Here is a 24,119-nt window from a genome sequence, read left to right on the forward strand (position 1 = left end):
TGATAAATTAACATGAAAGACGACACTAAAAAGGCCATCGGCCTTAAATACAACACTGAGGAGAATAATTCTCCGACCGTCATAGCGAAAGGCTTTGGCGACTTAGCCGATGACATTATCAAGTTGGCAAAGCAAAGTGGCGTGCTGATCCATGAAGACCCATATTTAAGTGATTTATTAGCACGGATGGATTTGGGTCAGGAAATACCAGAAAACCTCTATCATGTTATCGCAGAGTTAATTGCATTTTCGTATGTACTGCAAGGTAAGTTCCCTGAGTCTTGGTCGAATGTGCATAGTAAAGTGGATTTTAAAGAGTAACCCGATGAAACACTCATTGCTCATCGGGTTAGTTTGATAGTATTTTATAAATTGTGTTTTAGAAAGATGATACCGCTCTATTTAAGCTTATAGCCGTCCCAAACACCTTTGGTATCGATAATCTTACCTTCTGGTCTCGCAATACTCTTAAACTCTTTGTGGTCTACCAACATCACATGAATATCAGCCTCTTTTAAAGCGGTTTCAAGCGACACTAGATTGATACCATCCAGCTTAGTGTCCAAACTAATATTAGGCTCTACACAAACGCAATTAATATCTCCCAACGTTGATACTAATCTAGCGATGGTTAACGATGGGCTTTCTCTTAGGTCATCGATATCTGGTTTAAACGCAAGTCCGTAACAAGCAATCGTAACTTTAGATTTTAACGCCGCAACATTTTCAAGCAGTAGCTCACCTGCAGCTTGCTTAACCTTTTGTACAACCCACTTAGGCTTGCTGTCGTTTATCTCTCGAGCAGATTTAATCAGGCGTGCAGTAACCGGCGATTTACTTACTATAAACCAAGGGTCGACAGCGATACAGTGGCCACCAACGCCTGGTCCCGGTTGCAAAATATTCACTCTAGGATGCAAATTTGCTAACTCGATAAGTTCCCAAACGTTAATACCCGCTTCATCGCAAATCATCGATAATTCGTTAGCGAAAGCAATACTCACATCTCTTGATGCATTTTCTGTAAGCTTCGCCATTTCAGCTGTTCGAGCGTTTGTAATAATACAGTCACCTTCAACAAAGGTTTTATAGAGTTCGACTGCACGCTGTGAGCACATTGGTGTTATTCCACCGATCACCCTGTCATTAGACACGAGTTCTTCTATGACTTTACCGGGTAATACGCGCTCAGGGCAATGTGCAACATTAACGTCAGCTGTTTCATCGCCATGTTTTGGGAATTTAAGTTCAGGTCGAAGTTCAGCAAGCCACTCGGTTACTTTTTCAGTCGCACCAACAGGTGAGGTGGACTCTAATATAACCAAGTCTCCCTTTTTCAATACAGGAGCAATCGCTAAACATGCTCTCATTATGTAGCTAACGTCGGGCACCGGAACAGACGAGTCTGTTTTTAAGAATGGCGTGGGAACCGCTATCAAAAATGCATCTGCAGGCTCAGGTTGAATCACCGCCATCAACCTTTTTTCTTTGACCGCTTTTGCAACAATAGCCCCAAGTCCTGGCTCAACTATGTGAATTTCTCCGCGATTTATAGTGTCTACTGCATGCTGATTGACATCAACGCCAATAACTTTTTTCCCACTAGCGGCAAACATTGCTGCTGTTGGCAATCCAATATAACCAAGCCCAATAACAGATATGGTTTCAAATGACATTTATAACACTTCCTTCAATAGTTGTTCCGCAATCCGTTTACAAGCATGGCCATCCCCGTAAGGGTTATGTGCAAAACTCATGTCTTTATACGCTTGGGTATCCGTTAGTAAGCGCTCCATTTCGAAGCAGATTTTTTCAACATCAGTGCCAACAAGCTTTACCGTTCCTGATGACACGGCTTCGGGTCGTTCTGTTGTGTCACGCATCACCAGAACAGGCTTTCCTAATGAAGGTGCTTCCTCCTGAATACCGCCAGAATCGGTCAATATGATCGTGCTGCGATCCATCAGATAAACAAACTCTAAATATTGCTGAGGTTCAATAAGTTTTATATTTGGTACGTTAGACAGCAAGCGATTAACCGGCTCAGAAACAGCGGGGTTTAGATGCACCGGATATAAAATTTCGACATCTTCGTATTTACTGGCTATGCGCGCTAACGCTTTGCAAATATTCTCAAATCCTTGACCGAAATTCTCTCGACGATGCCCAGTCACTAAAATAAGCTTTTTATTGTCGTCTAAATAAGCGAACTTTTTCGACATTTCAGATTGTAAATTTATGTCTATTTTTAGTTTATCTCTTACCAGAAGCAATGCGTCAATAACCGTATTTCCAGTCACGGTGATCGCATCGCTGTGAACATTTTCACGTAGTAAGTTATCTTGCGATTCTTTGGTTGGGGCGAAATGATAAGTGGTGATAGCACCGGTTAGTTTTCGGTTGGCCTCTTCCGGCCAAGGAGAGTAAATATTGCCTGTCCTCAATCCTGCTTCAACATGTCCTACTGCTATTTGCTCATAATAAGCCGCTAAACTTGTTGCAAAGGTAGTTGCAGTATCACCGTGGACAAGAACGACGTCGGGTTTGAAATCCATTAATACAGGCTTCATTTGCACCACTATCTTTGCGGTGACGTCGTTGAGCGTTTGCTTGTGCTTCATGAGATCAAGATCGAAATCAGGGTGAATATCAAAAAGTTCGAGAACTTGATCAAGCATCTCTCTATGTTGGGCAGTAACACATACCTTTAAGTCAAATCTTGAATCAGCTTCGAGGTATTTGACTAACGGAGCCATTTTGATGGCTTCAGGACGAGTACCAAATACACATAAGACTTTTTTCATGAATGCTTAATTTCCTATTAGAAAATGCGAATTGAATATTGTCGCAAATCCTACTGAAAACTGACATGCTTGTCACATTTATTTGTTCTAGGCTTTCAAACTATTGCCTTTCAAAAGATACCTTTAAATTATTGCGATGTTCTTATTTTTTAACATTATACCGATAGACAGGCAAATCTGACCCATCATATTCACACTCTTCTTTCTTAGCGGAAGCAGGCAACAGCATCCAATGCCTTCTGTGCGCAAATCCTAAATCAATAGCTTGCGCAGTATCAAAGCACGCTGCATCAATTTCAACATCCTCAATCAACAAATATTGGTTCTCTTGCTGCTGCCACTGATATGCGGCCATGAGTTGTTTTTTAAGAACGGTATGATAGCCAAAATGCACGATAGGGTATGGTGAGAATAAAATGAATTGTTCAGAAAAATTAATCAATGCTATTTCTGCTCCCTCATCAATATGCAATTGGGCTTCAGCATAAATATTTAAAGGCGTACTCACATCGTTGCGTAAGTAGTAGCCATAGGTGCTGTAACCTATCCACAATACGCTGAAAAATACAGGCCAAGCTACCCATCGAGAAAAGCCTTTTAACGCGAAGGTTCCCATCACACTAAACACACCAATACCCAAAAACAAAAACCATGGTTCAATATCAATCTTGTCCGTGAGCTTGGTAACGGCAGTCACATCCAACAAACCTAGTATAGCGATGAGAAGCAGAACACTGCCTAACAATAAGCTAAGCCCAAACAGGATATTTTTCACCACTTTTGAGTTCAGCAACACCGAGTAGAAAGGTGCAATAGACAAGGCCAACATAGGTAAGGCAGGTAAAATATAGACGCCTCGTTTACCGGGGCTGATGCTGAAGAAAACCACCACTAGTAATACCCAGCCAATCGGCAGAATAATGCGTGCATCTAGTTGTTTGAAGGCCTTATACCAAGGCTTCACCAACCACGGCAGCATCACGCTTAGCGGCAACCAAAACAAAGGAATAACAGAAGTCACATAATACCAAGCCGGTTTTATGTGATGCCAAGAATCTGTATAGCGCGTTACCGTTTGCTTAAATAAAATGTTATCCCGGTAGAGCTCCAGTGCTGCGTTATCCGACGCCCCTACTATAAGTAGCATTGGAATAAACCAAAGACCAATAGCGCCAAGCATAATGAATGGCCCTGCTGACCATGCCCACCAAGGACTGGTTGCAATGGATACTTTGTCTCGTGTTTTGAATCGGTAGAACGCATAGGGAATGAGCATCAACAAGGGCAAAAATCCGACGCCTTTCGTGATCACGCCAATACCCATGAAAAACCACGCCATGGCGTACCATCTATACTTACCGTCAACTAACCAGAAACGCAATAAGCCATAGCAGCCTATTGTGATAAAAGCACAAACGGTAGCGTCTATTTGAGCAGTTTTGCTTTGCAATAAAAATTGAATGGTAAATAACAACAACCAGCCTGCAATGAGACCGGTCTTTTTGTCCCAAAGACGCTTTCCGATATCAAAAACAAGAAAAATCGTGAGCAAGCCTGCAAGCGCTGAAGGCAGCAAGAATGACAGCCTCAACGAGCCCGTAATCCAATAGAACAAAGCGATAGACCACATAAAAATGGGTGGCTTGTCTGGGTAAAACTCTTGGGCTCTTGCTGGGAAAAACCACTGCCCCGTTTCCACCATTTCTTTAGCCACGAGAGCAAAACGGGGCTCATCCGCAGGCCAAGGATCTCTCAGCCCAATACCTATAAATATCAGCAGTACTGTAGCAATAAATAAAAACGTGAATGATGTTGATAAGCGCTCAATCGTTCTCATCGCGCTGGGGCTGAGTTGCAAAAATTGTGAATTCATTTAACGGGACTCGAATCTGCAAGCGTGCTTTGTTCAAGCGAACGTCTGTGTTTTTTATATAACAAAAAGCTTAGATAACTCGATACAAAAAACAGCAATACACTCACTATAATTTTCCATTCAGAGCCTATCAGCATGCCTTTTCCTAACAAAGAAAATATAAACATTTGTGGAATATAGCCAATACCAGAGCCAATAAAGAATGCACGAGGACTCACGTTTGTGCTACCCGCAATTAAATTTGTCAGTACGTTGCTGCCCAGAGGCAATAAACGAATAATGATTGTTTTTCGGGTTGGCTCTTTCGCCAGGAATGCGTTCACCCGTTCCGATTGCTTGTGAAAATTCCTTCGAATTAACGGCTTAATGACTATTTTAGATAGATAAAAAGTAACGATACAGCCGCCTAAAGTGGCAGCTGTAGCTAATATCACGCCTGATATTGCACCGAAAGCATAGCCTCCTAAAAAAGCGACAACTTGTCGCGGTGCACCGCAAGCAGTAATAAAAACGCTGATGCCAAAAAAGTATATCGCGCCCTTCATACCATTATCTCTAATGTCCCTGTCAATCCATGTCTGGTTAAAACTTGACACTATGTCCATATAGGTAAACACATAGCCAATGACGACACATAGAACAACCGTCCCTAAACCTTGTTTATACCATTTTAGTGAGGGCTCCTTAATCATCAGGAAATAGCTCTCTTACCACGGGCAGTTTATTCCGACGCTGCAGCCACATAACCCCCAGCATGTCTACTAAACCCGCAAACAACCTACCCCACATGCCGTAGTTAGATTCCCCATGCTGGCGATCTCGATGGCCAACTTCAACCACTACAATCTTACCGCCCAATCGTTTTATCAACGATGGTAAGTAACGGTGCATATGATTAAAATAAGGGAGTCGAAGAAAGGTTTTGCGCGGAATCACCTTTAATCCGCAGCCAGTATCAGGTGTATCATCACCTAACAACGTTGCACGGACACCGTTGGCTACACGAGATTGAAAGCGCTTCCAAGCGGTATCTTTTCTTTTTTTTCTATAGCCGGCAACACAAAAATCGACGCCTTTTGGAAAAGCTTCGGCAGTTTTAATAAGATTAATCATATCCGCTGGATTATTTTGTCCATCGGCATCAATTGTGACAATCAGCTCTCCACAAGCCTGTTTCACACCTGTATAAATGGCAGTACTCTGACCTACAGAACTGTCGTGCTGAATTAACCTAACTTGGTCGGGGTAGCGTCGCATCAATCCCAATACTTTTTCTGCAGTGGAGTCACTACTTCCATCGTCAATATAGATGATCTCGAATTGATATAATGAATCTAAATGCGTAATGATTTCGTCGACGAGAATGTCAATATTTTCGGCCTCGTTTTTCGCCGGTACAACTATGCTGATATATTTAGACGACACGTCCATATCCTTCGCTTTTCAATAATAATGAATTCAGATTACTGCGAAGACTACAATCTGAAACTTAAGTACTCCTTAAGGCAACCTGAAATTTTAACAATGCTGACAATATTGAATATAAAGCTTTTGTTTTTAGCATAGTCTATGTTGATTAAAACGATGGATTATTTGAAAAATCAGAATAAATGATTTTAGACAAGTTTATAAATACGGGATAAAAAAATGGCTGAACAAGTCAGCCATTAAAAACCGCCACTAGAAGGCAGCGCTAAATTTGTGCTACGCCTCTAGTTTTCGTTTAAGAAAACCTAGAGGCTCAGCAATCTCGGGAGAGTATCGAGCAGTGTATTATTAATATTGCTTATTCTTTCTCTTCAGCATCAAGATCGGCCGTTTCAGCTTCAGCAACTTCTTCTACTTTCTTGGTCTTAGGCATTAATAATTCGGCACGAATGAGCGCTTCGATTTCTTCTGCCATTCCGACATGTTCTTTTAGATACTTAACGACGTTAGCTTTACCTTGACCAATTCGTTCGCCATTGTAGCTATACCAAGCACCTGCTTTTTCAACGAGCTTCTGTTTTACGCCTAAGTCAATTAACTCAGCTTCTTTTGAGATACCTTCGCCATACATAATTTGGAATTCGGCTTGTTTAAACGGAGGGGCTACCTTGTTTTTGACAACCTTCACCCGCGTTTCGTTTCCGACCACCTCATCACCGTCTTTAATTGCGCCGATGCGACGAATGTCTAAACGAACTGACGCGTAGAATTTAAGCGCGTTACCACCAGTCGTGGTTTCTGGGTTACCGAACATCACACCAATTTTCATACGAATTTGGTTAATGAAAATAACCAGTGTGTTTGAACGTTTGATGTTAGCCGTTAATTTACGTAAAGCTTGAGACATCAAGCGTGCTTGCAGGCCAACGTGTGAGTCACCCATGTCGCCTTCGATTTCAGCGCGAGGCGTTAACGCGGCCACGGAGTCAACAACCACCACGTCAACGGCGTTCGAACGCACGAGCATGTCACAAATTTCTAGCGCTTGCTCACCGGTATCGGGCTGAGAAACAAGCAAATCATTAATGTTCACGCCTAACTTTTCAGCATAGATAGGGTCAAGCGCATGCTCGGCATCAACGAAGGCACACGTTTTGCCTTTCTTCTGTGCTTCAGCAATAACTTGCAGCGTTAAGGTTGTTTTACCTGAAGACTCAGGACCATATACCTCTACAACACGGCCGCAAGGAAGACCACCTATGCCTAATGCAATATCGATTGTGAGTGAACCGGTTGATATTGCTTCAATATCTAAAGCTTGGTTGTCACCCAAACGCATAATAGCGCCTTTACCGAATTGCTTTTCTATTTGACCTAGAGCTGCGTCGAGCGCACGACTTTTATTTTCACTCATGCCTTTGTCCTCTTTACCTGTTCTTCTTTCTGGTGCTGTCTTTTTTGTTTTTTCAGCTGATTTTTTTAACATGGCCGTAGCTCCTAGGTGTATTCGATGTTGTTTTGGTAAGCTTGCAGGCTATGTTAATAGCGCTAACAGTGCTTTTATTGTTTAGCAAATAACGCACTTACCAAACCGTTTATCATTAGTTGTATTTGCCGTTGGGCCATTTTTTATTATGGGGTAAACCAACACACCTAATCATTTATATCGCAAGTATACTGTATAACCATACAGTTTCAATACTGAATTTCAAAAAAAATTTATCTTTATGTATTTATTGGTATTTTTGTTTTTCGCACTGTTTAACGAGGGTAATTAATAATATGAATGACGACACAAAACTCAGTTTCATACAGTACTTATTGTTAATATTATCTAAACAAAGCTTACGTGTTAACTAGGCTGACGATCAGTTCTTTCAATGCAAGATTGATGGCTTGTTCTCGAACTTGCTGTCTATCGCCACTAAAACACCTTGAAAAACAGCGTGTTTGTACCAGATTATTCGAATTACTGAGGGAGTTTTTCGAGTGAAGATTATCGATTTTATTTTTCTGCTCTGCTTCTAGACCATTGGCTCTGAGAATACCAGCGCTGCCGTTTTTCGCTCTGCGATCATCCACAGTTTTCGCAATAGCAAACCACACCAAACCCACCGGCTTAGAGGCTGTGCCGCCGCCAGGACCAGCAATACCACTAATAGCAACACATAAATTAGCGCCACTTTTACGCAGTCCGCCCTCCGCCATCTCGTGCACCACCTCTGAAGAAACAGCGCCGAACTTATCCAAAGTCGCCAAGCTAACCCCCACTTCTTCATGTTTAGCCTGGTTGGAATATGTAACCCACGATTTTTCAAACCACTGTGAAGAGCCCGGCACTTCAGTAATGGCATAAGCTACGCCACCACCTGTGCATGACTCAACCGACGCCACTTTTTTGTGAGCAGCAAGCAGGCTTTCACCAAGGCTACGAGCGAGTGCTTCAACACTTTTTGTTGTTAAGTTTTGCAATGTCTATTTATATCCCTGTGGTTTTCATTACAATAGCGACACATATTAAAGACAAGCTGAAGTTGTCACAACAGAAACCTGTTTAAAAAGCATGCCAAATAAAAAATCCGATAAAGTTAACGCAAGCGGTCCAGCCAATACCCCTATGATGACGCAATATCTAAAGATAAAGGCGGATCATCCGGATATTTTGCTTTTTTACCGCATGGGCGACTTTTATGAGCTGTTTTTTGACGATGCTAAAAAAGCATCTAACCTACTTAACATATCCCTCACCGCTCGCGGCAAATCGGGTGGCGAGCCCATTCCAATGGCCGGCGTACCTTATCATGCTGCTGAAAACTATTTAGCGAAACTGGTCAAAATGGGCGAGTCGGTTGCAATATGTGAACAAATTGGCGACCCGGCCACCAGTAAAGGTCCTGTAGAACGTGCAGTTCAGCGAATTGTAACGCCGGGCACGGTCACAGACGAGGCCTTACTAGAAGAGTCAAAAGACTCTGTTTTGTTGGCTATCACCAAAGTAAAAGACGTTTACGGACTTGCATCGATCGATATAACAAGCGGCCAGTTCATGATATTTGATGCGCAAAGTGACGAAGCGTTTCAAGCCGAACTTCAGCGTATTCAGCCGGCAGAAATTCTGTATCCAGAGCAATGCGCCTTTTTTCACTTAATCGAAAAATGCAAAGGCCTGAGAAGACGCCCACAGTGGGAATTCGACACCGACACAGCAAACTTAAAGCTCAATACCCAGTTTGGCACGAAAGAACTTGATGGTTTTGGCATTAACAACCAAGCCGTTGCGATAGGTGCAGCAGGATGTGTATTGCAATATGTGCAAGAAACCCAGCGCACAGCCCTTCCGCATTTAAGGAAAATAAGTCAGTACCGCGCAGATGAATCGGTGCTCATGGATGCTGCTACTCAACAAAATTTGGAGCTCACCAGAACCCTCTCTGGCAGTTCAGAAAACACTTTATTTGCCGTATTAAATAATACCTCAACGGCAATGGGGAGTCGCCTGCTGCAACGTTGGTTGCACCGTCCTATCACTGACAAGAACAAACTGCTATTCAGACAGAACACCATTGCTGACGTGCAAAGTCACAACTATTCGGTGCTGCAAGACTTCTTAAAACAAATCGGTGACGTTGAACGAATATTAGCGCGCATGGCCCTGCGTTCGGCGCGCCCCAGAGACTTTTCAAGGCTCAAAGAAGCTTTAAATATGTTGCCCGATTTACAGCAGTGGTTACGTGACTGCATTCCATCGTCGCAGCACGACACATTCAGCATGTTTAGCGCTGATATTGGCGAATACCCAAAGGTTGCCGAATTATTAAACAGCGCTATTATTGACAACCCACCCGTTGTCTTGCGCGATGGCGGTGTAATAGCAGAGGGCTACTCTGCAGAACTTGATGAACTGCGCGCTCTTTCAAAAGGCGCAACGGACTTTCTTGATCGCCTTGAAGTTAAAGAGCGCGAACGCACCGGCATTCCAACATTAAAAGTAAACTACAACCGAGTGCATGGCTTCTTCATTGAAGTGAGTCGTGCCAATAGCGATAAAATTCCGCCTGAATACGTTAGACGTCAAACGCTTAAAAACAACGAACGCTACATTATTCCGGAGCTCAAGGCGCACGAAGACAAAGTACTAACAAGCCAAAGCAAAGCACTCGCACTCGAGAAAAAACTCTACGAGGCCTTATTTGATGATATCGCTCCTGAGCTGCCAAACTTAATGCAAAGCGCAGTGGCTTTAGCCACCTTAGACGTGCTCACAAACTTCGCCGAGCGCGCAGACACCTTGAATTTGCATCGTCCAGAGTTGGTCGATGAAAACATCATCAACTATAGCGAAGGTCGCCACTTGGTGGTTGAAGAAGTCATGAACTCACCGTTCATCGCAAACCCGTTATTCATGGATGACAACACGCGTATGTTGATGATCACCGGCCCGAACATGGGCGGTAAGTCTACTTACATGCGTCAAACAGCACTTATCGTATTACTCGCTTACGTTGGCTGTTATGTGCCCGCACAAGACGTGAAAATTGGCCCTATTGATCGTATTTTCACGCGTATCGGTGCGGCTGATGATCTCGCTTCCGGGCGCTCAACCTTCATGGTTGAAATGACAGAAACCGCCAACATTCTCAATAACGCGACCGCAAATAGCTTAGTGCTAATGGATGAAATAGGCAGAGGAACCAGCACTTACGATGGTTTGAGCTTAGCCTGGTCTTGCGCTCAATGGCTATCGGAGAAACTACATGCATTCACCTTATTCGCAACTCACTATTTTGAGCTCACTAGCTTGTCGGACAGCATTCCGACAATTACAAACGTGCATTTAAGCGCGGTTGAACATAATGATGAAATACGTTTTATGCATCAGGTGCAACAAGGAGCCGCGAGTAAAAGTTATGGTCTACAGGTAGCTAAACTAGCGGGCGTCCCGAAAGCAGTTATCGACTCAGCAAAGCGCAAATTAGCAGAGTTAGAACGACTTGATGTGGTCAATGCCAACAATGAAAGATCACACGCTAACACGAGTGAGCAATCAAGCGATTCTGCAGCTAAGGCGTTGACGTCTAAAAAACATCAACTCACCTCAAACAAAACCAACGAAACCCAATTGAGCATGGCGTTTGACATTCAAGAGCATTGGCTTGAACAAAAAATCAAACAAATAGATATTGACGATCTCTCGCCAAGAGAGGCGCTAGCCTTGCTTTATCAATGGCGCAAAGAAATTAAGTAGTTTTCTCGCGCTTATCATCGATAATCCAAGAGAATGACAGCTAATCACACATTTTTCATTTACTCTGCGGGTAGTTTTTTAGTATACTATCCGCCCATCAAAGCACGCCTTCAATGTGCTCAAGGATCCACGATTCGGCCTTAAAAACACGCTTATTTTTAATTCACATTAATTCTAGTAAGCCTGCACGCCGCCTCGTTTGTGTTCCGAAAAACAGCTTATACAAAATGGATTTTACATAGATTCCGTTCAACTCAAGTATCTTAGGTTTTGCATGACAAATTATATTTTCGTCACCGGTGGTGTTGTTTCATCACTAGGAAAAGGAATTGCGGCAGCTTCCTTAGCCGCCATTCTTGAAGCACGCGGCCTAAAGGTCACTATGCTCAAACTCGACCCTTACATAAACGTTGACCCTGGCACAATGAGCCCAATTCAACACGGTGAGGTATTTGTTACCGACGATGGTGCAGAAACCGATTTGGATTTAGGTCACTACGAGCGCTTTATTCGCACCCGTATGACCAAGCGCAACAACTTCACCACGGGTCGTGTATATGAAGAAGTTATCAAACGCGAACGACGCGGTGACTACTTAGGCGCAACCATTCAGGTTATTCCGCATATTACGAACGAAATTAAGCGTCGTATTATTGCCGGTGCTGAAGGTAACGACGTTGCGATTGTTGAAATTGGTGGCACGGTGGGTGATATTGAATCACAGCCGTTCATCGAAGCTATTCGTCAGTTAGGTACCGAAGTGGGCCGGGAACACTCGATGTTCATGCACCTGACGCTAGTGCCCTACCTTGCTGCATCAGGCGAAACGAAAACTAAACCAACGCAGCATTCTGTAAAAGAATTACGCTCTGTTGGTATCATGCCAGACATATTGGTATGCCGTTCTGAAGTGCCATTGCCCAGCAACGAACGCGCAAAAATAGCCTTATTTACTAACGTAAACGAGAAAGCCGTTATTTCACTGCGCGATGCTAGCAGCATTTACAAGATCCCAGCAGCACTTAAAGCGCAAGGCATGGACGAGTTAGTCGTGAAGCGCTTTGGTTATGACTGTCCAGAAGCTGATTTAGCGGAATGGGAACAAGTACTTTATGCAGAATCAAACCCAACGGGTGAAGTGACTATCGGTATGGTCGGCAAATACGTTGAGTTACCTGATGCGTATAAATCAGTTAATGAAGCGTTAAAACATGCCGGATTAAAAAATCGTCTCACGGTTAATATTAAACACATAGATTCGCAAGATGTTGAAAGCAAAGGTATTCATATCCTGCATGACCTCGACGCAATCTTAGTTCCAGGTGGCTTTGGCGAGCGCGGAATCGAAGGTAAAATTGCCGCAGCAAAATATGCTCGTGAAAACGATGTACCTTACTTAGGCATTTGTTTAGGTATGCAGATTGCTTATATCGAATTTGCTCGTAACGTTGCCGGTATGGAAAACGCCAACAGCACAGAATTCGATCCTGACACACCCTTCCCTGTTGTCGGCCTTATTACCGAATGGCTAGACGCCGATGGCGGCAAAGAGATCCGAGATGTTTCCACCGATTTAGGTGGTACTATGCGTTTGGGTAGTCAACTTTGCCACTTAGAAAAAGGCAGTAAAGTTGAAAAGATGTATGGCAGCACTGAAATTTTTGAACGCCATCGTCACCGTTATGAAATCAACAACAACTTGCGCAGTGAAATTGAAAAAGCGGGTCTAAAAGTGAGTGGATTATCCACCGATAAGGCCTTGGTTGAAGTGATTGAAATTGAAGATCACCCTTGGTTCGTAGCGGGCCAGTTTCACCCTGAGTTTAACTCAACCCCACGTGATGGACACCCACTGTTTACTGGGTTCATAGCGGCGGCAGGTGAATACGCTAAAAACAAATAAGTAGGATATGAAGAGAGCACGAGCACGTAAAAGCGTGCTTTCTTAGTAGCTTACCGTCAATTATAAACAACATATAAAAGGAATAAAAATGGCGAATATTTCTCGCATTGTAGGTCGCGAAATTATGGATTCACGTGGTAATCCAACAGTTGAAGCAGATGTCTATTTGGAGTGCGGTGCAATGGGTCGTGCTTGTGCACCATCAGGCGCATCAACCGGTTCAAGAGAAGCTTTAGAACTTCGTGACGGCGACAAAACTCGTTATTTAGGTAAAGGTGTACTAAAAGCAGTAGCAGCAATTAACGACAAAATTGCGCCTGCATTATTAGGTAAAGACGCTGCGGCTCAGGCTAGCGTTGACCAATTAATGATTGACTTAGACGGCACTGAAAACAAAGAAGTGCTTGGCGCAAACGCAATTTTAGCAGTGTCACTAGCGGTTGCGAAAGCAGAAGCTATCAGCCAAAAGCTGCCTTTATATGCACACATCGCAAACTTAAACGGCACGCCAGGCGTTTACTCCATGCCCGTTCCCATGATGAACATCATCAATGGTGGTGAGCACGCCGACAATAACGTCGATATCCAAGAGTTTATGGTTCAGCCAGTTGGCGCACCTTCATTCGCTGAAGCATTGCGCACCGGCGCTGAAATTTTTCATAGCTTGAAAAAAGTGTTGTCTGCAAAAGGCTTAAACACAGCCGTGGGTGACGAAGGTGGTTTCGCACCAAACTTAACGTCTAACGCTGAAGCGCTTTCTGTTATCTCAGAAGCTGTTGAAAAAGCAGGCTACAAGATGGGCGTTGACGTGACTCTTGCACTTGATTGTGCAGCGTCTGAATTCTATAAAGATGGCCAATATGTGTTGTCTGGCGAAGGTAAATCTTTCGATTCAAACGGCTTTAGTGACTATTTAGCAGACTTAGCCTCTGAGTACCCTATTCTTTCTATCGAAGACGGATTAGATGAGAGCGATTGGGACGGTTGGGCGTATCAAACTAAAATTCTGGGTGACAAAATTCAGCTAGTGGGAGACGACTTATTCGTTACCAACACTAAAATATTGTCTCGCGGCATTGAAAACGGTGTGGCTAACTCAATTTTGATTAAATTCAACCAAATCGGTTCTTTAACTGAAACATTGAACGCAATTAAAATGGCCAAAGATGCTGGCTTTACTGCCGTTATCTCTCACCGCTCTGGCGAAACAGAAGATGCAACCATTGCCGACTTGGCTGTGGGCACAGCTGCTGGTCAGATAAAAACAGGCTCACTATGCCGTTCTGATCGCGTTGCTAAGTACAACCAGTTATTGCGAATTGAAGCAGAATTAGCGGAACAAGGTACACCGGCAGCATACAACGGCCGTTCTGAAATTAAAGGTCAGTAGTCAGTTGGTAAGGTAGGCCGATAAGGCCAGTTTTACAGGCTATTTGCCAATAAAATTAGAGTAGTTAATGAAAGCGGCATCTTTATGGTTTAAGATGCCGCTTTGTTTTGTGAATATAATAATTTAATTAAGTCAGTGATGAACGACCAGCAACCTAATCAAACCAACATATTTGGCCTAGCAGAGCAGTTTCCGAACGTCGCTGAGCTGTGTAATGCGTTGTATGAAAGAGAGTTGCTGAGCTTAGCCACGAGCAATATTAAAGATCCTATCCTATTAAAACGAAAACTCAGTGGCCTGACTTATCATATTAAAAACGCCGCCGAATTTTTGATCAACGAACCGACACCAATAGACGTTGATGTCCATAACGGTACGTGGAAATCGAAGCAAGCCAACAAATGCCCCGCAGCTAAACTGGTAGCGGACGAGCAATCGATAGCGAAAGCAGAAACTTGGTTTACCCAACATCACTATCACGGCGCTGTCGTTTGCGTATACGTAAATGACTATGGCAATGAGCACATCGAGCTTGATTCAATTGATATGTTCGCTAACCCGGTAAGCAAACTACACACGAATAAATTTGGTTGGTTTACTTTGAATGGCGAGTCGCTTGAAACAGCAAAAAACCACGTTACTCATCGACTAATTAAGCCAAATAAAGCGATTTTCAGTGCTGCTTGTAGCGGACATACTTGGAATACCAAGGGTAAGTCGACGCCGCGAGCATTGAGTTTGCGAGAGTTGTTGTTATCGACGAATATTAATTGGAAGACGTTTAGTTAGGTGTTCCTACAGCCCCACAAATTCATAATCCGTCAAACTTTCCAAAAAGTTTAACAAATCCTGTTTTTCTTCATCCGTAATATCGAAGCCTTGGACAAAAGGACTTTTAAGCGGATTGTTAACCCCATCACCTCTGCCACCAGCCGCATAAATATCAATCACCTCAGACATTGTGGCAACCGAACCATCATGCATATAAGGCGCGGTTAGCATGATATTACGCAAAGTAGGCGCCCTGAACTTGCCGCGATGCTTGGGGTTAAAAGTAATGTCAGCAAGGCCCTGATCGCCATTGGCATAGCTGCCCTTTCCATCGATATTATAAAGCCCAGTATTGTGAAACGACACTAAATCCAAGGTTTGCATGGCATGCTTGCTCGATTGCGTAAAATTAAAACCACCGTGACAGTGGAAGCACTCTAGCTTTTCAGAGAAGAACAAGTCCATGCCTCTTATTGCGGAAGGCGTTAATGCCTCGTCTTCATTAAAATACGCGTAGCGGTCAAAGTCGGAATTAAAGGAGGTTAAACTTCTAACAAACGCGGCAAGTGCTTTAACAATATGATCGAAGTTAATATCATCGTTTCCAAAAACGCTTTCAAATTCAGGGCCATAGTCGTCTAATTTGGCAAGGATGGCTTTTTCATTGCCCGTCACTCCCATTTCCACCGGCGCTTCATTAAATAAGGGTATCAGAATTTGATTTTCAACCTTGCCCAAACCATCATGAGCCCAAGTGAAACTGCCGTTGTAAGCCACGTTAACTAGCGCCATGGCATTGCGATTCAACACTTCGCCCGTAGTGCCAACCGACGTGGTTTTTGGCTCGGCGAACGCGAAGGCTTTCAAATGACAGGAGGCGCATGATTGCTTTGCATTTGCCGACAGTCGCACGTCGTTAAACAAACGCTCGCCCAGGGCCACTTTCTCTCGTGTCATTGGATTGTCGTCAGGCACATTAGGAGCGGGAAAACCTTCAGGAATGTTCCATTTATAAGGCGTAGCTGCTTTTTGCGGCGAACAGCCAGCTGTTGCTAACATTGTGATAGCTAAAATTAGGACTACGTTAAAAAAACGACAGCGAGGTCTTAAACGTCGAATCTGATTTTCACTATAGTCAACCATCTTCTTATTATCCATGCGATTGCTTACCTATACAGATTACTTAAAAATCGCATTCAGCTTCAAGTTTTCAAGCAATTGAGTGCAGGTAGTACTGTCAATACCAGAGAACATACAGCTGTTTTTTCTAGTTGCCTCGATATTACCCAGTATTGCGTCCAAGTGAATACTGACCTTAATCTGCAGCCGCTGCGCCTTACTATTCTTATCGTCAGCTTCAACCAGTTGTATTGAATCGAACGGCAGCGTAATTGCTACCGGGATTAAATTAGGCTGAGCACACGGCTTTTGCGGAGCACGAACCATTGCAGCCGACTCACAGCCCACGCTGCCTAAATGAAACGACCATGGATCGCCAGACTCACTTTGCATATCCCAGCGAATAAATTTATAACCATTGCGCCAAACCCAAAACATGGACGAATCATTTAATGGCGACCCTTGTATCAACGGATTCTGGTGATTAACAGCAAAAGGAACGCCCACATTGAAGGAAAGCGTAATTGGTGTTTTAGCCTTCGCATCATAATTAACCCTGCCCCCATTAATTTTGGCAGTGATCGCTGTATTAGCTGTTGATTCTTCGCAGTCTATCGCTGGCCTAATCAAAGCAACTTGCTGGCTTTGCCAATCGTTATCGTCTAGGATAAATCGTTCAGAAAAGTTGAGCGAAAACTGGCTAAAAAACATCGATAATTCTATTATGCGCCATTGCTCATTCTGAATATTGAGTGCTTGCCCGCATTGAATTTCTTGTTCTTGGAAGTATGGCGTAAAAATGATCTGAACTTCATTTTGATTTTCTGCATCATGGCTGTTTATTCCGTTTTCAGTCGCATTAATAGCACCATTTGAAGCAGTTGCCGACTCTGGCGCTGGCGAACAAGCACTCAAAATTAACGCGCATATAAGCACTAAATGTTTTACATTAAGATCTTGTTTGAATGTAGCAGAAAGTTCAGAAAACACTTTTGATGTTAATAACTGGTCGAATAAATATGTCATTGAGTACAAAATAAACGGAATCATTATGAAAAGAATACTCGTTAGTTTACGCATATTGCTTGTAATTACCACAGGGATTTGTGTGCAAGCAAACGCTCATACCGAGCATGATAAAGCCCGCTTCGTTGCTGAAAAAGGCGTTGACACAGGTGATTGTAAAAATCGATTTCGCCCCTGTGCTTCCATTGGTTATGCCGCGCAGCAAGCCAATAAAGGGGACGCCGTTTTAGTGGCTCAGGGCACTTACGAATTAACTGAGTTTGCCGACGTTTTTTATCTAATCAGTGACGTTGTTCCTGCGCTAGGCGGCTTTCAAACCTTAGACAACTACCAAGTACAAAACCCGCAGGCATTCCCAACCACCTTAATTGGCGTGCCGGCACAATATGCTAATCAGCTCTATGAAAAAGGTTTTGATGTTATTGCTGACAAGAAAGGCAACACTGCCGAAAATGCGCTTGATTTAGATAAGAGTCTCGATGCCGTTAAAGCCATGTACGAATCACAAGCAGAAACGGCTTGTGTGAATGGCACAGCAGGTAGATTTGCTTGTAATAATATTTCTCTTTTATCGCACCTCCCTATCAGCGACTTCCCTACCAACAGCACAGGTGCTAACGACATTTGGGGCCATGTCGACCTCAACACCATGAAAGAATACGCACTGTTAGGGCTCAGACGAGGAGTTGCACTAGTCGACGTATCTGATCCAACAAACCCCGTAATTATTAACGCAATTTCAGGTCAAAATACAACGTGGCGCGATATGAAGGTATATCAATACTTCAATAGCGATACCAATAAGTGGGAGGCTTATGCCTATGCCACCGCCGATAGCACAACAGAAGGCCTGACTATTATGGATTTAAGCAATCCTGATGACGGTTTAGTGTTAGTAAGGCGCGATCTTACAGATTCAAAAGCACACAACATCTACATTTCAAACGTCGACTATGGCTTGAACCTACGTGACAGCGCCGCCGTTCCACAAGTGCATATTCTCGGTGCTGATAACCTAGGCGGCTCAATGCGCAGCTACCGTTTAAGCGACCCGGAACAGCTAGCGCCAAGTTACTCGCTTTCAGGCGCAACACGCAGCGATTACACTCACGATGCATCATCACTGTTGATCAACGATGCACGCGCCGACCGTGACTGTGTTAACGCCTCTTCCGCTGGCTGCACGCTCATGCTCGATTTCAATGAACAAACTTTGCGACTGTGGGACCATTCAAACGTTAAAAATGCGGTAGAGTTATCAGCTGTGTCATATCCAGATGCAGAATACACGCATTCAGGTTGGTGGACTGAAGACAGACAATATGTGATTTTGCATGATGAACTCGACGAAAGTAACCGAGGCTTGAACACAACCGTTCATGTGTTTGACATTTCTGACCTAAACGACCCTACTCTTGTTTCCACGTGGCGCGGACCAACGCGAGCAATCGACCACAACGGTTTCGTTCGTGGCAATAAATATTATATGTCAAACTATGAGCGCGGCGTAACAATACTCGATCTGTCAGATCCATTGGCGCCGACAGAAATAGGCTTCTTTGACACTTTTCCTTCGTCTAATAACGCGGGCTTTAATGGTGTTTGGGGTGTTTATCCTTACCTACCTTCCGGCATTATTTTAGCGAGTGATATTCAAGGCGGCTTGTATATTTTAAAAGACGAGACGCAAAGCGCCGCAAAGGATGATATTCAATTTTCAACAAAAGCCTATGCTGTCACCGAGGGCAACACAGTCGACATCATCGTTGAACGTTCAGGCACAAGCGCAATATCAGTCGACTATAAAATCATGCGCGGCGCTGTCAGTGTAAGTGACTTTTTTGCTCCCGAGAGCGGCACGCTAACGTGGAGTGTGGACGACACCGATGCAAAAGTCATTAGCATTGAAGCCTCTAATGACAATATCGACGAAGGTGTTGAGACCATGTTTATTCGCCTAGAAAATGCATCAGACAATGCAGAGTTAGGCCTGCCAAACATCGCTAAAATTGATATCCAAAGCTTAAGCGGACTGGCCTCGTCTATTGTCTTAGATGATGACAACGTAACTGTAAAAGAAACTGACGGAACGCTAAGTTTAAGCGTCACGAGGTTAGGTGGTTCTGACCAAGCAGCTACCGTTAGTGTGCGCATTGAAAATGACTCAGCAGAAGATGGCGCCGATGTCAGCTTATCCGCTAATTCATTGGCATGGGCCGCAGGTGAATTGGGTGTAAAAAATATTGACATTAGCATCGTTAACGACGATTTGAGTGAAGATAACGAAAGCTTCGCCATCGTTCTTGATAACCCTCAAAATGTCGCAATTTCAGGTTCACCAAGAGTAACCGTCACGATACGAGACGACGAATCAAACCTTGCACCCGCCATCAATACTGAAACAAGTTTGAATGTGAATACCCGTCAATCGGCTACTTTGACAGCCTCGGCAAGCGATCCTGAGGGTGAAAGCATGACGTTTGCCTGGGAACAAGCTTCTGGGCCAACAGTTAACTTGTCAAATGCCGACAGTTTGTCTGCCGGTTTTACCGCACCCAATACCGCGGGCACCTTAGAATTCACTTTTACCGCAACGGATGACTTCGGCGTCGCCACTTCCATGAGTGTGACAGTCATTGTCGCCGCAGCCCCAGTTTCTGCGCCTCCTAGCAATTTGAGTTCAGGTGGTGGCGGTGCCATTTGGTTGATGAATATTTTGCTGCTGCTAACCTTATTTAGAAGAGTAAAAGCAGCGCGGCATTCGCGCTGAATAAGAAAAGGGTTTACTGATTTAGTGAGCCCTTTTGCTTTCTATAGTATATCCTGTGCTATTGCATTCAACGCGCACGTAGCACCATATAATCCAACTAATCTCAAAAGGCACTTCATTGAACAGCAGCACTTCAATACTTTCATGGCTATTCTCACATTTACGCCCCTATAGCAGCAAAGTTGTTTTTGCTTTAATCGCCCTCGTTGTTGGCGCAATGTCGTGGTTGATTTTAGGGCAAGGCATCAAGATGGTGGTTGACCAAGGCTTCGTTGCGGGTGATGAATCTATGTTGCTCAGTTCACTTGTTCTGGTATTAGTTATCGCATTTATTGGCAGCATCGCAACCTATTGCCGGTTTTATCTAATGGTTTGGCTTGGAGAGAGAGTATGCGCCGATATCCGCAAAGCCTTGTTTTCGCATTTAGTCACCCTGTCGCCTAGCTTTTATGCAGAATCTCGCACGGGTGAAGTTATTTCCCGATTCACCAGCGACACCACGCTATTGCAATCCGTAGTTGGTACTGGCGTTTCAATGGCACTGCGCTCACTTGTTATGTTTATTGGTGCGCTTATCTTAATGGCGATCACCAGCACCACGCTCACCGTTTATGTGTTCATTGCCGTGCCCGTCATTTTACTCCCGATAAAATTATTGGGTAAAAAAGTGCGTCATTTTGCCAAAATCAGTCAGGATGACGTGGCTAATATGGGTACCTTAATTGACGAAAGCCTACATGAAATACACACCTTGCAGTCCTACAATCACGAACGCCAAAGCGTTAATGACTTTGATGCCAGCGCAGAACAAATTATGCAAAGCGCGTCAAAACGCATCCACTATCGCGCCCTTCTTATTGCGATGATCATGTTTATCAGCCTAAGCTCAATATTCATTGTGGGCTGGATTGGTGCCATTGACGTTATTTCCGGCGCTATTACAGCGGGTGAACTTACTGCCTTCGTTTTTTATGCTGTGCTAGCAGGCGGCGCTATAGCCACCATTAGCGAGGTGATTGGTGATCTACAGAAAGCGGCTGGCGCAAGCGAACGCATTGTCGAGTTGATGAACACCGTATCTGATATACCCATTGACTCGTCGGCGTCAAACCTCAGCACACAAGCAGATGAGGTCTTTGAAAAACCAGCAGTAAACGTCAATATCAAAGGTTTTAGAATTAATGAACAGGCCTTAGTTGAGGCTAACAAGCCCATATTAACGCTGCATAATGTAGGTTTTAGCTATCCGAGCGTGCCGGATAAAGAAATCATCCATGAAGTATCTTTCAAGGTGATGCCCGGCCAAAAAGTGGCCATTGTGGGACACAGCGGCGCAGGTAAATCAACATTGTTTGATTTGCTGATGCGCTTTTACGACATTGATTACGGCGATATTTTAATTGGTGATACCGCACAAAAAAGCATAAGCACACATGATATTCGCCGCCAATTTGCATTAGTTCCACAAGATGCCGTCATATTCGCAACGACCGTTTTAGACAACATTCGCTTATCCAATCCAGCCGCAAGTAAAGAAGACGTGGTTGAAGCAGCTAAACTTGCCTTTGCGCATGAGTTTATATTAGATTTTGTGGACGGTTATGAAACGCAGCTAGGCGAGCGCGGCGTGAAGCTGTCTGGCGGTCAAAAGCAACGTATTGCAATAGCACGAGCGATTTTGGCCAAACGCCCTATTCTGTTATTAGACGAAGCAACCAGTGCATTAGATGCCACCAGTGAAAAATACGTCAAACAAGCCTTGGATTCGCTAATGACCAAAACCACCACCTTAATTATTGCGCATCGTTTATCAACCGTGATTAATGCTGACAATATTATTGTGCTGGAGAAAGGCAGAGTGCTCGCGCAGGGTAAGCATGCCGAGTTGATGGCAGCGAGTCCGGTTTATAAGGAATTTGTTGAGTTGCAGTTGAGCTAGTTTACACGTGACATTATATGTACAAAGTTGCATTATTTACTTCTATTAAAAAATGAGGACAAAGCCTTTGTCTGATATAACGAAACTATTAGCCAATTTGGTATCGCAAGATGACTTCACGTCTGTTGTTATAAATAGTGCAGAGGCGAGCGAGCTTTATTTAAAAGGCACCGAGGGTTTAGAGCGGACTATTTTTGGCGCCATAAAAATCAAACGCAGCGAAGATATTCCACTTGTATTCGCCGCAGTAAATCAGCTTCAAGACTCCGAGCGCCTTACGCTATATCCCATTTCAACTGGCAACAACTGGGGTTACGGAACGTCACTGCCTAACCAAAGTAATAAAGCAGTCATCCTCGATTTATCAGCCTTAACAAAAATTACCGTGGTGAACGCTGAACTCGGCCATATCGCGGTTGAACCGGGTGTGACTCAAGGTTCATTAGCCGATTTTTTTGCAGACAACAACCTTCCGTTTATGGTACCCGTTACGGGCGCAGGCCCGAGTGTATCTATTTTAGGCAATGCCCTAGAACGAGGTTATGGGATCACTCCGCATCAAGACCACTTTGGCGCTTTGAACGATCTCAAAGCTTATCTTCCTAATGGAGAGCATTATTTATCGCCGCTGTCAGAGTTACTTGCTAAGGCCAATGCAGATGAATTTGGCGTAAACACGTCCTACAAATGGAATGTTGGTCCTTATTTAGATGGATTATTCACGCAGTCTGGCTTGGGGGTCGTTTATGAAGTGACCATTCGCGTTAAGCGGATAACGGAATCTTTCGATTCGTTTTATATTAACTATCAAAACGACGAAGATATTACTCACGCCTATGATTTTATTAGAGAAACATTAGAACGCTATGACGGCATAGTTGGCTCCATCAATTTAATGGACAAACGTCGACTAATCTCAATGTTGTCCAAAAATCCAAATTTGATCACATCATCTCTCTTGAGCCCAAAGCAGATTTCACAAATTTCGAACAAGAAAAGTATTCCCGCTTGGACCGTGGTGGGCACAATTTATGGTGATACCGATATAGTCAAAGCCGTCAAAAAGAAAGTTAAACTGCTAGCCAAGCTGCATGCCACCAAAGTCATATTCTCAAATGACCTTTTGGTTAAGACCGGTAAAACGGTTTTTAATAAGTTACCTAAATTCGTATTTCCCTCCGTGCATAAACAATTGGACTCATTGGCAAGCGGCGTCGAAATAATGCAAGGCAAACCCAATACCATAGCGCTTACCTTAGCTTATTGGCGAAACAAGCTAACACGCCCCGAAGATAGCGAAAGCCTTGATCCAGCCAAAGACGACTGCGGTCTTCTCTGGTATGCACCATTAATCCCAATGAATAAAAACAAGTTGATTGAATATGTTGCACACGTGAGGGATATTTGCCGACGATACGGTATTGACTCAATGATCACGTTCACTAACCTAAAACATGATTTAATCGACAGTACGGTTCCCATTCTCTTCAACAAAAGTGACGCTAAGCAAACTGATTTAGCGCAACGATGTTTAGCCGAATTAGTCGAAAAAGGCTTAGCCAGAGGATATGTGCCCTATCGCCTTAATATTGAGCAACAACAATTATTGTTCACGGACACAGTTTCAGCTCAGCGGTTAATGCAAGGCATGTATACGCATACCGACCCTAATCGTATCTTGCAACCTGGCCGTTACGGCAAGTAAGTTAAGAGCTTTTGAAAAATCTTGTAACAATTAAGCAACAATTTTCATTCAAAGCAAACTAAATTAAGCATCCGAAAGTAGTAATATGCTGAACTTGCTTCAACGAAGCACTCGCGCCTTCGACAGAAAGGCAACATATAACTCGC

The 24,119-nt window shown here is 43.7% G+C and carries 17 protein-coding genes; 8 read left to right on the forward strand and 9 right to left on the reverse strand.

Annotated elements, in window-relative coordinates; translation table 11 throughout:
* Positions 1 to 12 precede the first annotated feature (12 nt).
* Complete coding sequence (locus GNIT_RS11900) at positions 13 to 321, forward strand: EscU/YscU/HrcU family type III secretion system export apparatus switch protein (protein WP_014109471.1); 309 nt, start codon at positions 13 to 15, stop codon at positions 319 to 321.
* A 77-nt stretch (positions 322 to 398) separates the two neighbouring features.
* Here GNIT_RS11900 and wecC read toward each other — a convergent pair whose 3' ends face one another.
* The 7 genes from wecC to GNIT_RS11935 form a co-directional block, all read right to left on the reverse strand.
* The gene (gene wecC / locus GNIT_RS11905; RefSeq protein WP_014109472.1) at positions 399 to 1,676 is read right to left on the reverse strand and encodes a UDP-N-acetyl-D-mannosamine dehydrogenase; all 1,278 of its coding nucleotides are present in this window, start codon (positions 1,674 to 1,676) and stop codon (positions 399 to 401) included.
* Positions 1,677 to 2,804 carry a non-hydrolyzing UDP-N-acetylglucosamine 2-epimerase gene (gene wecB, locus GNIT_RS11910; RefSeq protein ID WP_014109473.1) on the reverse strand — a complete coding sequence of 376 codons (1,128 nt, stop codon included), beginning with the start codon at positions 2,802 to 2,804 and terminating at the stop codon, positions 1,677 to 1,679.
* 142 nt (positions 2,805 to 2,946) lie between these two features.
* On the reverse strand, positions 2,947 to 4,677 hold the full coding sequence (locus tag GNIT_RS11915; RefSeq protein ID WP_014109474.1) for an ArnT family glycosyltransferase: 1,731 nt from the start codon (positions 4,675 to 4,677) through the stop codon (positions 2,947 to 2,949).
* Complete coding sequence (locus GNIT_RS11920; RefSeq protein WP_041246410.1) at positions 4,674 to 5,369, reverse strand: TVP38/TMEM64 family protein; 696 nt, start codon at positions 5,367 to 5,369, stop codon at positions 4,674 to 4,676. Before GNIT_RS11920 ends, GNIT_RS11915 begins: the two co-directional genes overlap by 4 nt.
* A complete protein-coding gene (locus GNIT_RS11925) occupies positions 5,362 to 6,108 on the reverse strand; it encodes a glycosyltransferase family 2 protein (RefSeq protein ID WP_041246411.1) in 747 nt (248 codons plus the stop codon). The genes GNIT_RS11920 and GNIT_RS11925 overlap by 8 nt, the downstream gene beginning before the upstream one ends.
* Positions 6,109 to 6,463: 355 nt before the next feature.
* Complete coding sequence (gene recA / locus GNIT_RS11930) at positions 6,464 to 7,519, reverse strand: recombinase RecA (RefSeq protein ID WP_041246831.1); 1,056 nt, start codon at positions 7,517 to 7,519, stop codon at positions 6,464 to 6,466.
* 431 nt (positions 7,520 to 7,950) lie between these two features.
* Positions 7,951 to 8,577, reverse strand: coding sequence for a CinA family protein (locus GNIT_RS11935; RefSeq protein ID WP_014109478.1), 627 nt, complete (start codon positions 8,575 to 8,577; stop codon positions 7,951 to 7,953).
* 91 nt (positions 8,578 to 8,668) lie between these two features.
* On the opposite strand from GNIT_RS11935, the gene mutS reads away from it, so the two are divergent.
* The 4 genes from mutS to GNIT_RS11955 all read left to right on the forward strand — a co-directional run bounded on the left by mutS (position 8,669) and on the right by GNIT_RS11955 (position 15,432).
* Positions 8,669 to 11,350 carry a DNA mismatch repair protein MutS gene (mutS, locus tag GNIT_RS11940; RefSeq protein ID WP_014109479.1) on the forward strand — a complete coding sequence of 894 codons (2,682 nt, stop codon included), beginning with the start codon at positions 8,669 to 8,671 and terminating at the stop codon, positions 11,348 to 11,350.
* A 274-nt stretch (positions 11,351 to 11,624) separates the two neighbouring features.
* Entirely contained in the window at positions 11,625 to 13,253 is a 1,629-nt protein-coding gene (locus GNIT_RS11945) for a CTP synthase (RefSeq protein WP_014109480.1), read from the forward strand.
* A gap of 88 nt (positions 13,254 to 13,341) precedes the next feature.
* The gene (eno, locus tag GNIT_RS11950; RefSeq protein ID WP_014109481.1) at positions 13,342 to 14,643 is read left to right on the forward strand and encodes a phosphopyruvate hydratase; all 1,302 of its coding nucleotides are present in this window, start codon (positions 13,342 to 13,344) and stop codon (positions 14,641 to 14,643) included.
* Between the two features lie 138 nt (positions 14,644 to 14,781).
* Positions 14,782 to 15,432, forward strand: a complete 651-nt coding sequence (locus GNIT_RS11955; RefSeq protein ID WP_041246832.1) for a hypothetical protein — start codon at positions 14,782 to 14,784, stop codon at positions 15,430 to 15,432.
* A 6-nt stretch (positions 15,433 to 15,438) separates the two neighbouring features.
* Here the strand turns inward: GNIT_RS11955 and GNIT_RS11960 are convergent, their stop codons facing one another.
* A complete protein-coding gene (locus tag GNIT_RS11960) occupies positions 15,439 to 16,473 on the reverse strand; it encodes a methanobactin export MATE transporter MbnM (RefSeq protein ID WP_041246833.1) in 1,035 nt (344 codons plus the stop codon).
* Positions 16,474 to 16,593: 120 nt separating this feature from the next.
* On the reverse strand, positions 16,594 to 17,559 hold the full coding sequence (locus GNIT_RS11965) for an MbnP family copper-binding protein (RefSeq protein WP_238526893.1): 966 nt from the start codon (positions 17,557 to 17,559) through the stop codon (positions 16,594 to 16,596).
* 25 nt (positions 17,560 to 17,584) lie between these two features.
* Here GNIT_RS11965 and GNIT_RS11970 point away from each other — a divergent pair, with 25 nt between their 5' ends.
* The 3 genes from GNIT_RS11970 to GNIT_RS11980 all read left to right on the forward strand — a co-directional run bounded on the left by GNIT_RS11970 (position 17,585) and on the right by GNIT_RS11980 (position 23,973).
* Positions 17,585 to 20,329: a choice-of-anchor B family protein gene (locus GNIT_RS11970; protein ID WP_014109485.1), complete on the forward strand. Its 2,745-nt coding sequence runs from the start codon at positions 17,585 to 17,587 to the stop codon at positions 20,327 to 20,329.
* A gap of 217 nt (positions 20,330 to 20,546) precedes the next feature.
* A complete protein-coding gene (locus tag GNIT_RS11975; protein WP_238526973.1) occupies positions 20,547 to 22,268 on the forward strand; it encodes an ABC transporter transmembrane domain-containing protein in 1,722 nt (573 codons plus the stop codon).
* A 67-nt stretch (positions 22,269 to 22,335) separates the two neighbouring features.
* On the forward strand, positions 22,336 to 23,973 hold the full coding sequence (locus GNIT_RS11980) for an FAD-binding protein (protein WP_014109487.1): 1,638 nt from the start codon (positions 22,336 to 22,338) through the stop codon (positions 23,971 to 23,973).
* Positions 23,974 to 24,119: the final 146 nt, after the last annotated feature.

Source organism: Glaciecola nitratireducens FR1064 (genome assembly GCF_000226565.1).
Lineage (GTDB): Bacteria > Pseudomonadota > Gammaproteobacteria > Enterobacterales > Alteromonadaceae > Glaciecola > Glaciecola nitratireducens.

Excerpts from the sequence above, each read along its gene's own strand:
- GNIT_RS11900 (WP_014109471.1), top strand. The coding sequence starts at position 13 with ATGAAAGACGACACTAAAAAGGCCATCGGCCTTAAATACAACACTGAG.
- wecC (WP_014109472.1), bottom strand. The coding sequence starts at position 1,676 with ATGTCATTTGAAACCATATCTGTTATTGGGCTTGGTTATATTGGATTG.
- wecB (WP_014109473.1), bottom strand. The coding sequence starts at position 2,804 with ATGAAAAAAGTCTTATGTGTATTTGGTACTCGTCCTGAAGCCATCAAA.
- GNIT_RS11915 (WP_014109474.1), bottom strand. The coding sequence starts at position 4,677 with ATGAATTCACAATTTTTGCAACTCAGCCCCAGCGCGATGAGAACGATT.
- GNIT_RS11920 (WP_041246410.1), bottom strand. The coding sequence starts at position 5,369 with ATGATTAAGGAGCCCTCACTAAAATGGTATAAACAAGGTTTAGGGACG.
- GNIT_RS11925 (WP_041246411.1), bottom strand. The coding sequence starts at position 6,108 with ATGGACGTGTCGTCTAAATATATCAGCATAGTTGTACCGGCGAAAAAC.
- recA (WP_041246831.1), bottom strand. The coding sequence starts at position 7,519 with ATGAGTGAAAATAAAAGTCGTGCGCTCGACGCAGCTCTAGGTCAAATA.
- mutS (WP_014109479.1), top strand. The coding sequence starts at position 8,669 with ATGCCAAATAAAAAATCCGATAAAGTTAACGCAAGCGGTCCAGCCAAT.
- GNIT_RS11945 (WP_014109480.1), top strand. The coding sequence starts at position 11,625 with ATGACAAATTATATTTTCGTCACCGGTGGTGTTGTTTCATCACTAGGA.
- eno (WP_014109481.1), top strand. The coding sequence starts at position 13,342 with ATGGCGAATATTTCTCGCATTGTAGGTCGCGAAATTATGGATTCACGT.
- GNIT_RS11955 (WP_041246832.1), top strand. The coding sequence starts at position 14,782 with ATGAACGACCAGCAACCTAATCAAACCAACATATTTGGCCTAGCAGAG.
- GNIT_RS11960 (WP_041246833.1), bottom strand. The coding sequence starts at position 16,473 with ATGTTAGCAACAGCTGGCTGTTCGCCGCAAAAAGCAGCTACGCCTTAT.
- GNIT_RS11965 (WP_238526893.1), bottom strand. The coding sequence starts at position 17,559 with ATGACATATTTATTCGACCAGTTATTAACATCAAAAGTGTTTTCTGAA.
- GNIT_RS11970 (WP_014109485.1), top strand. The coding sequence starts at position 17,585 with ATGAAAAGAATACTCGTTAGTTTACGCATATTGCTTGTAATTACCACA.
- GNIT_RS11975 (WP_238526973.1), top strand. The coding sequence starts at position 20,547 with ATGTCGTGGTTGATTTTAGGGCAAGGCATCAAGATGGTGGTTGACCAA.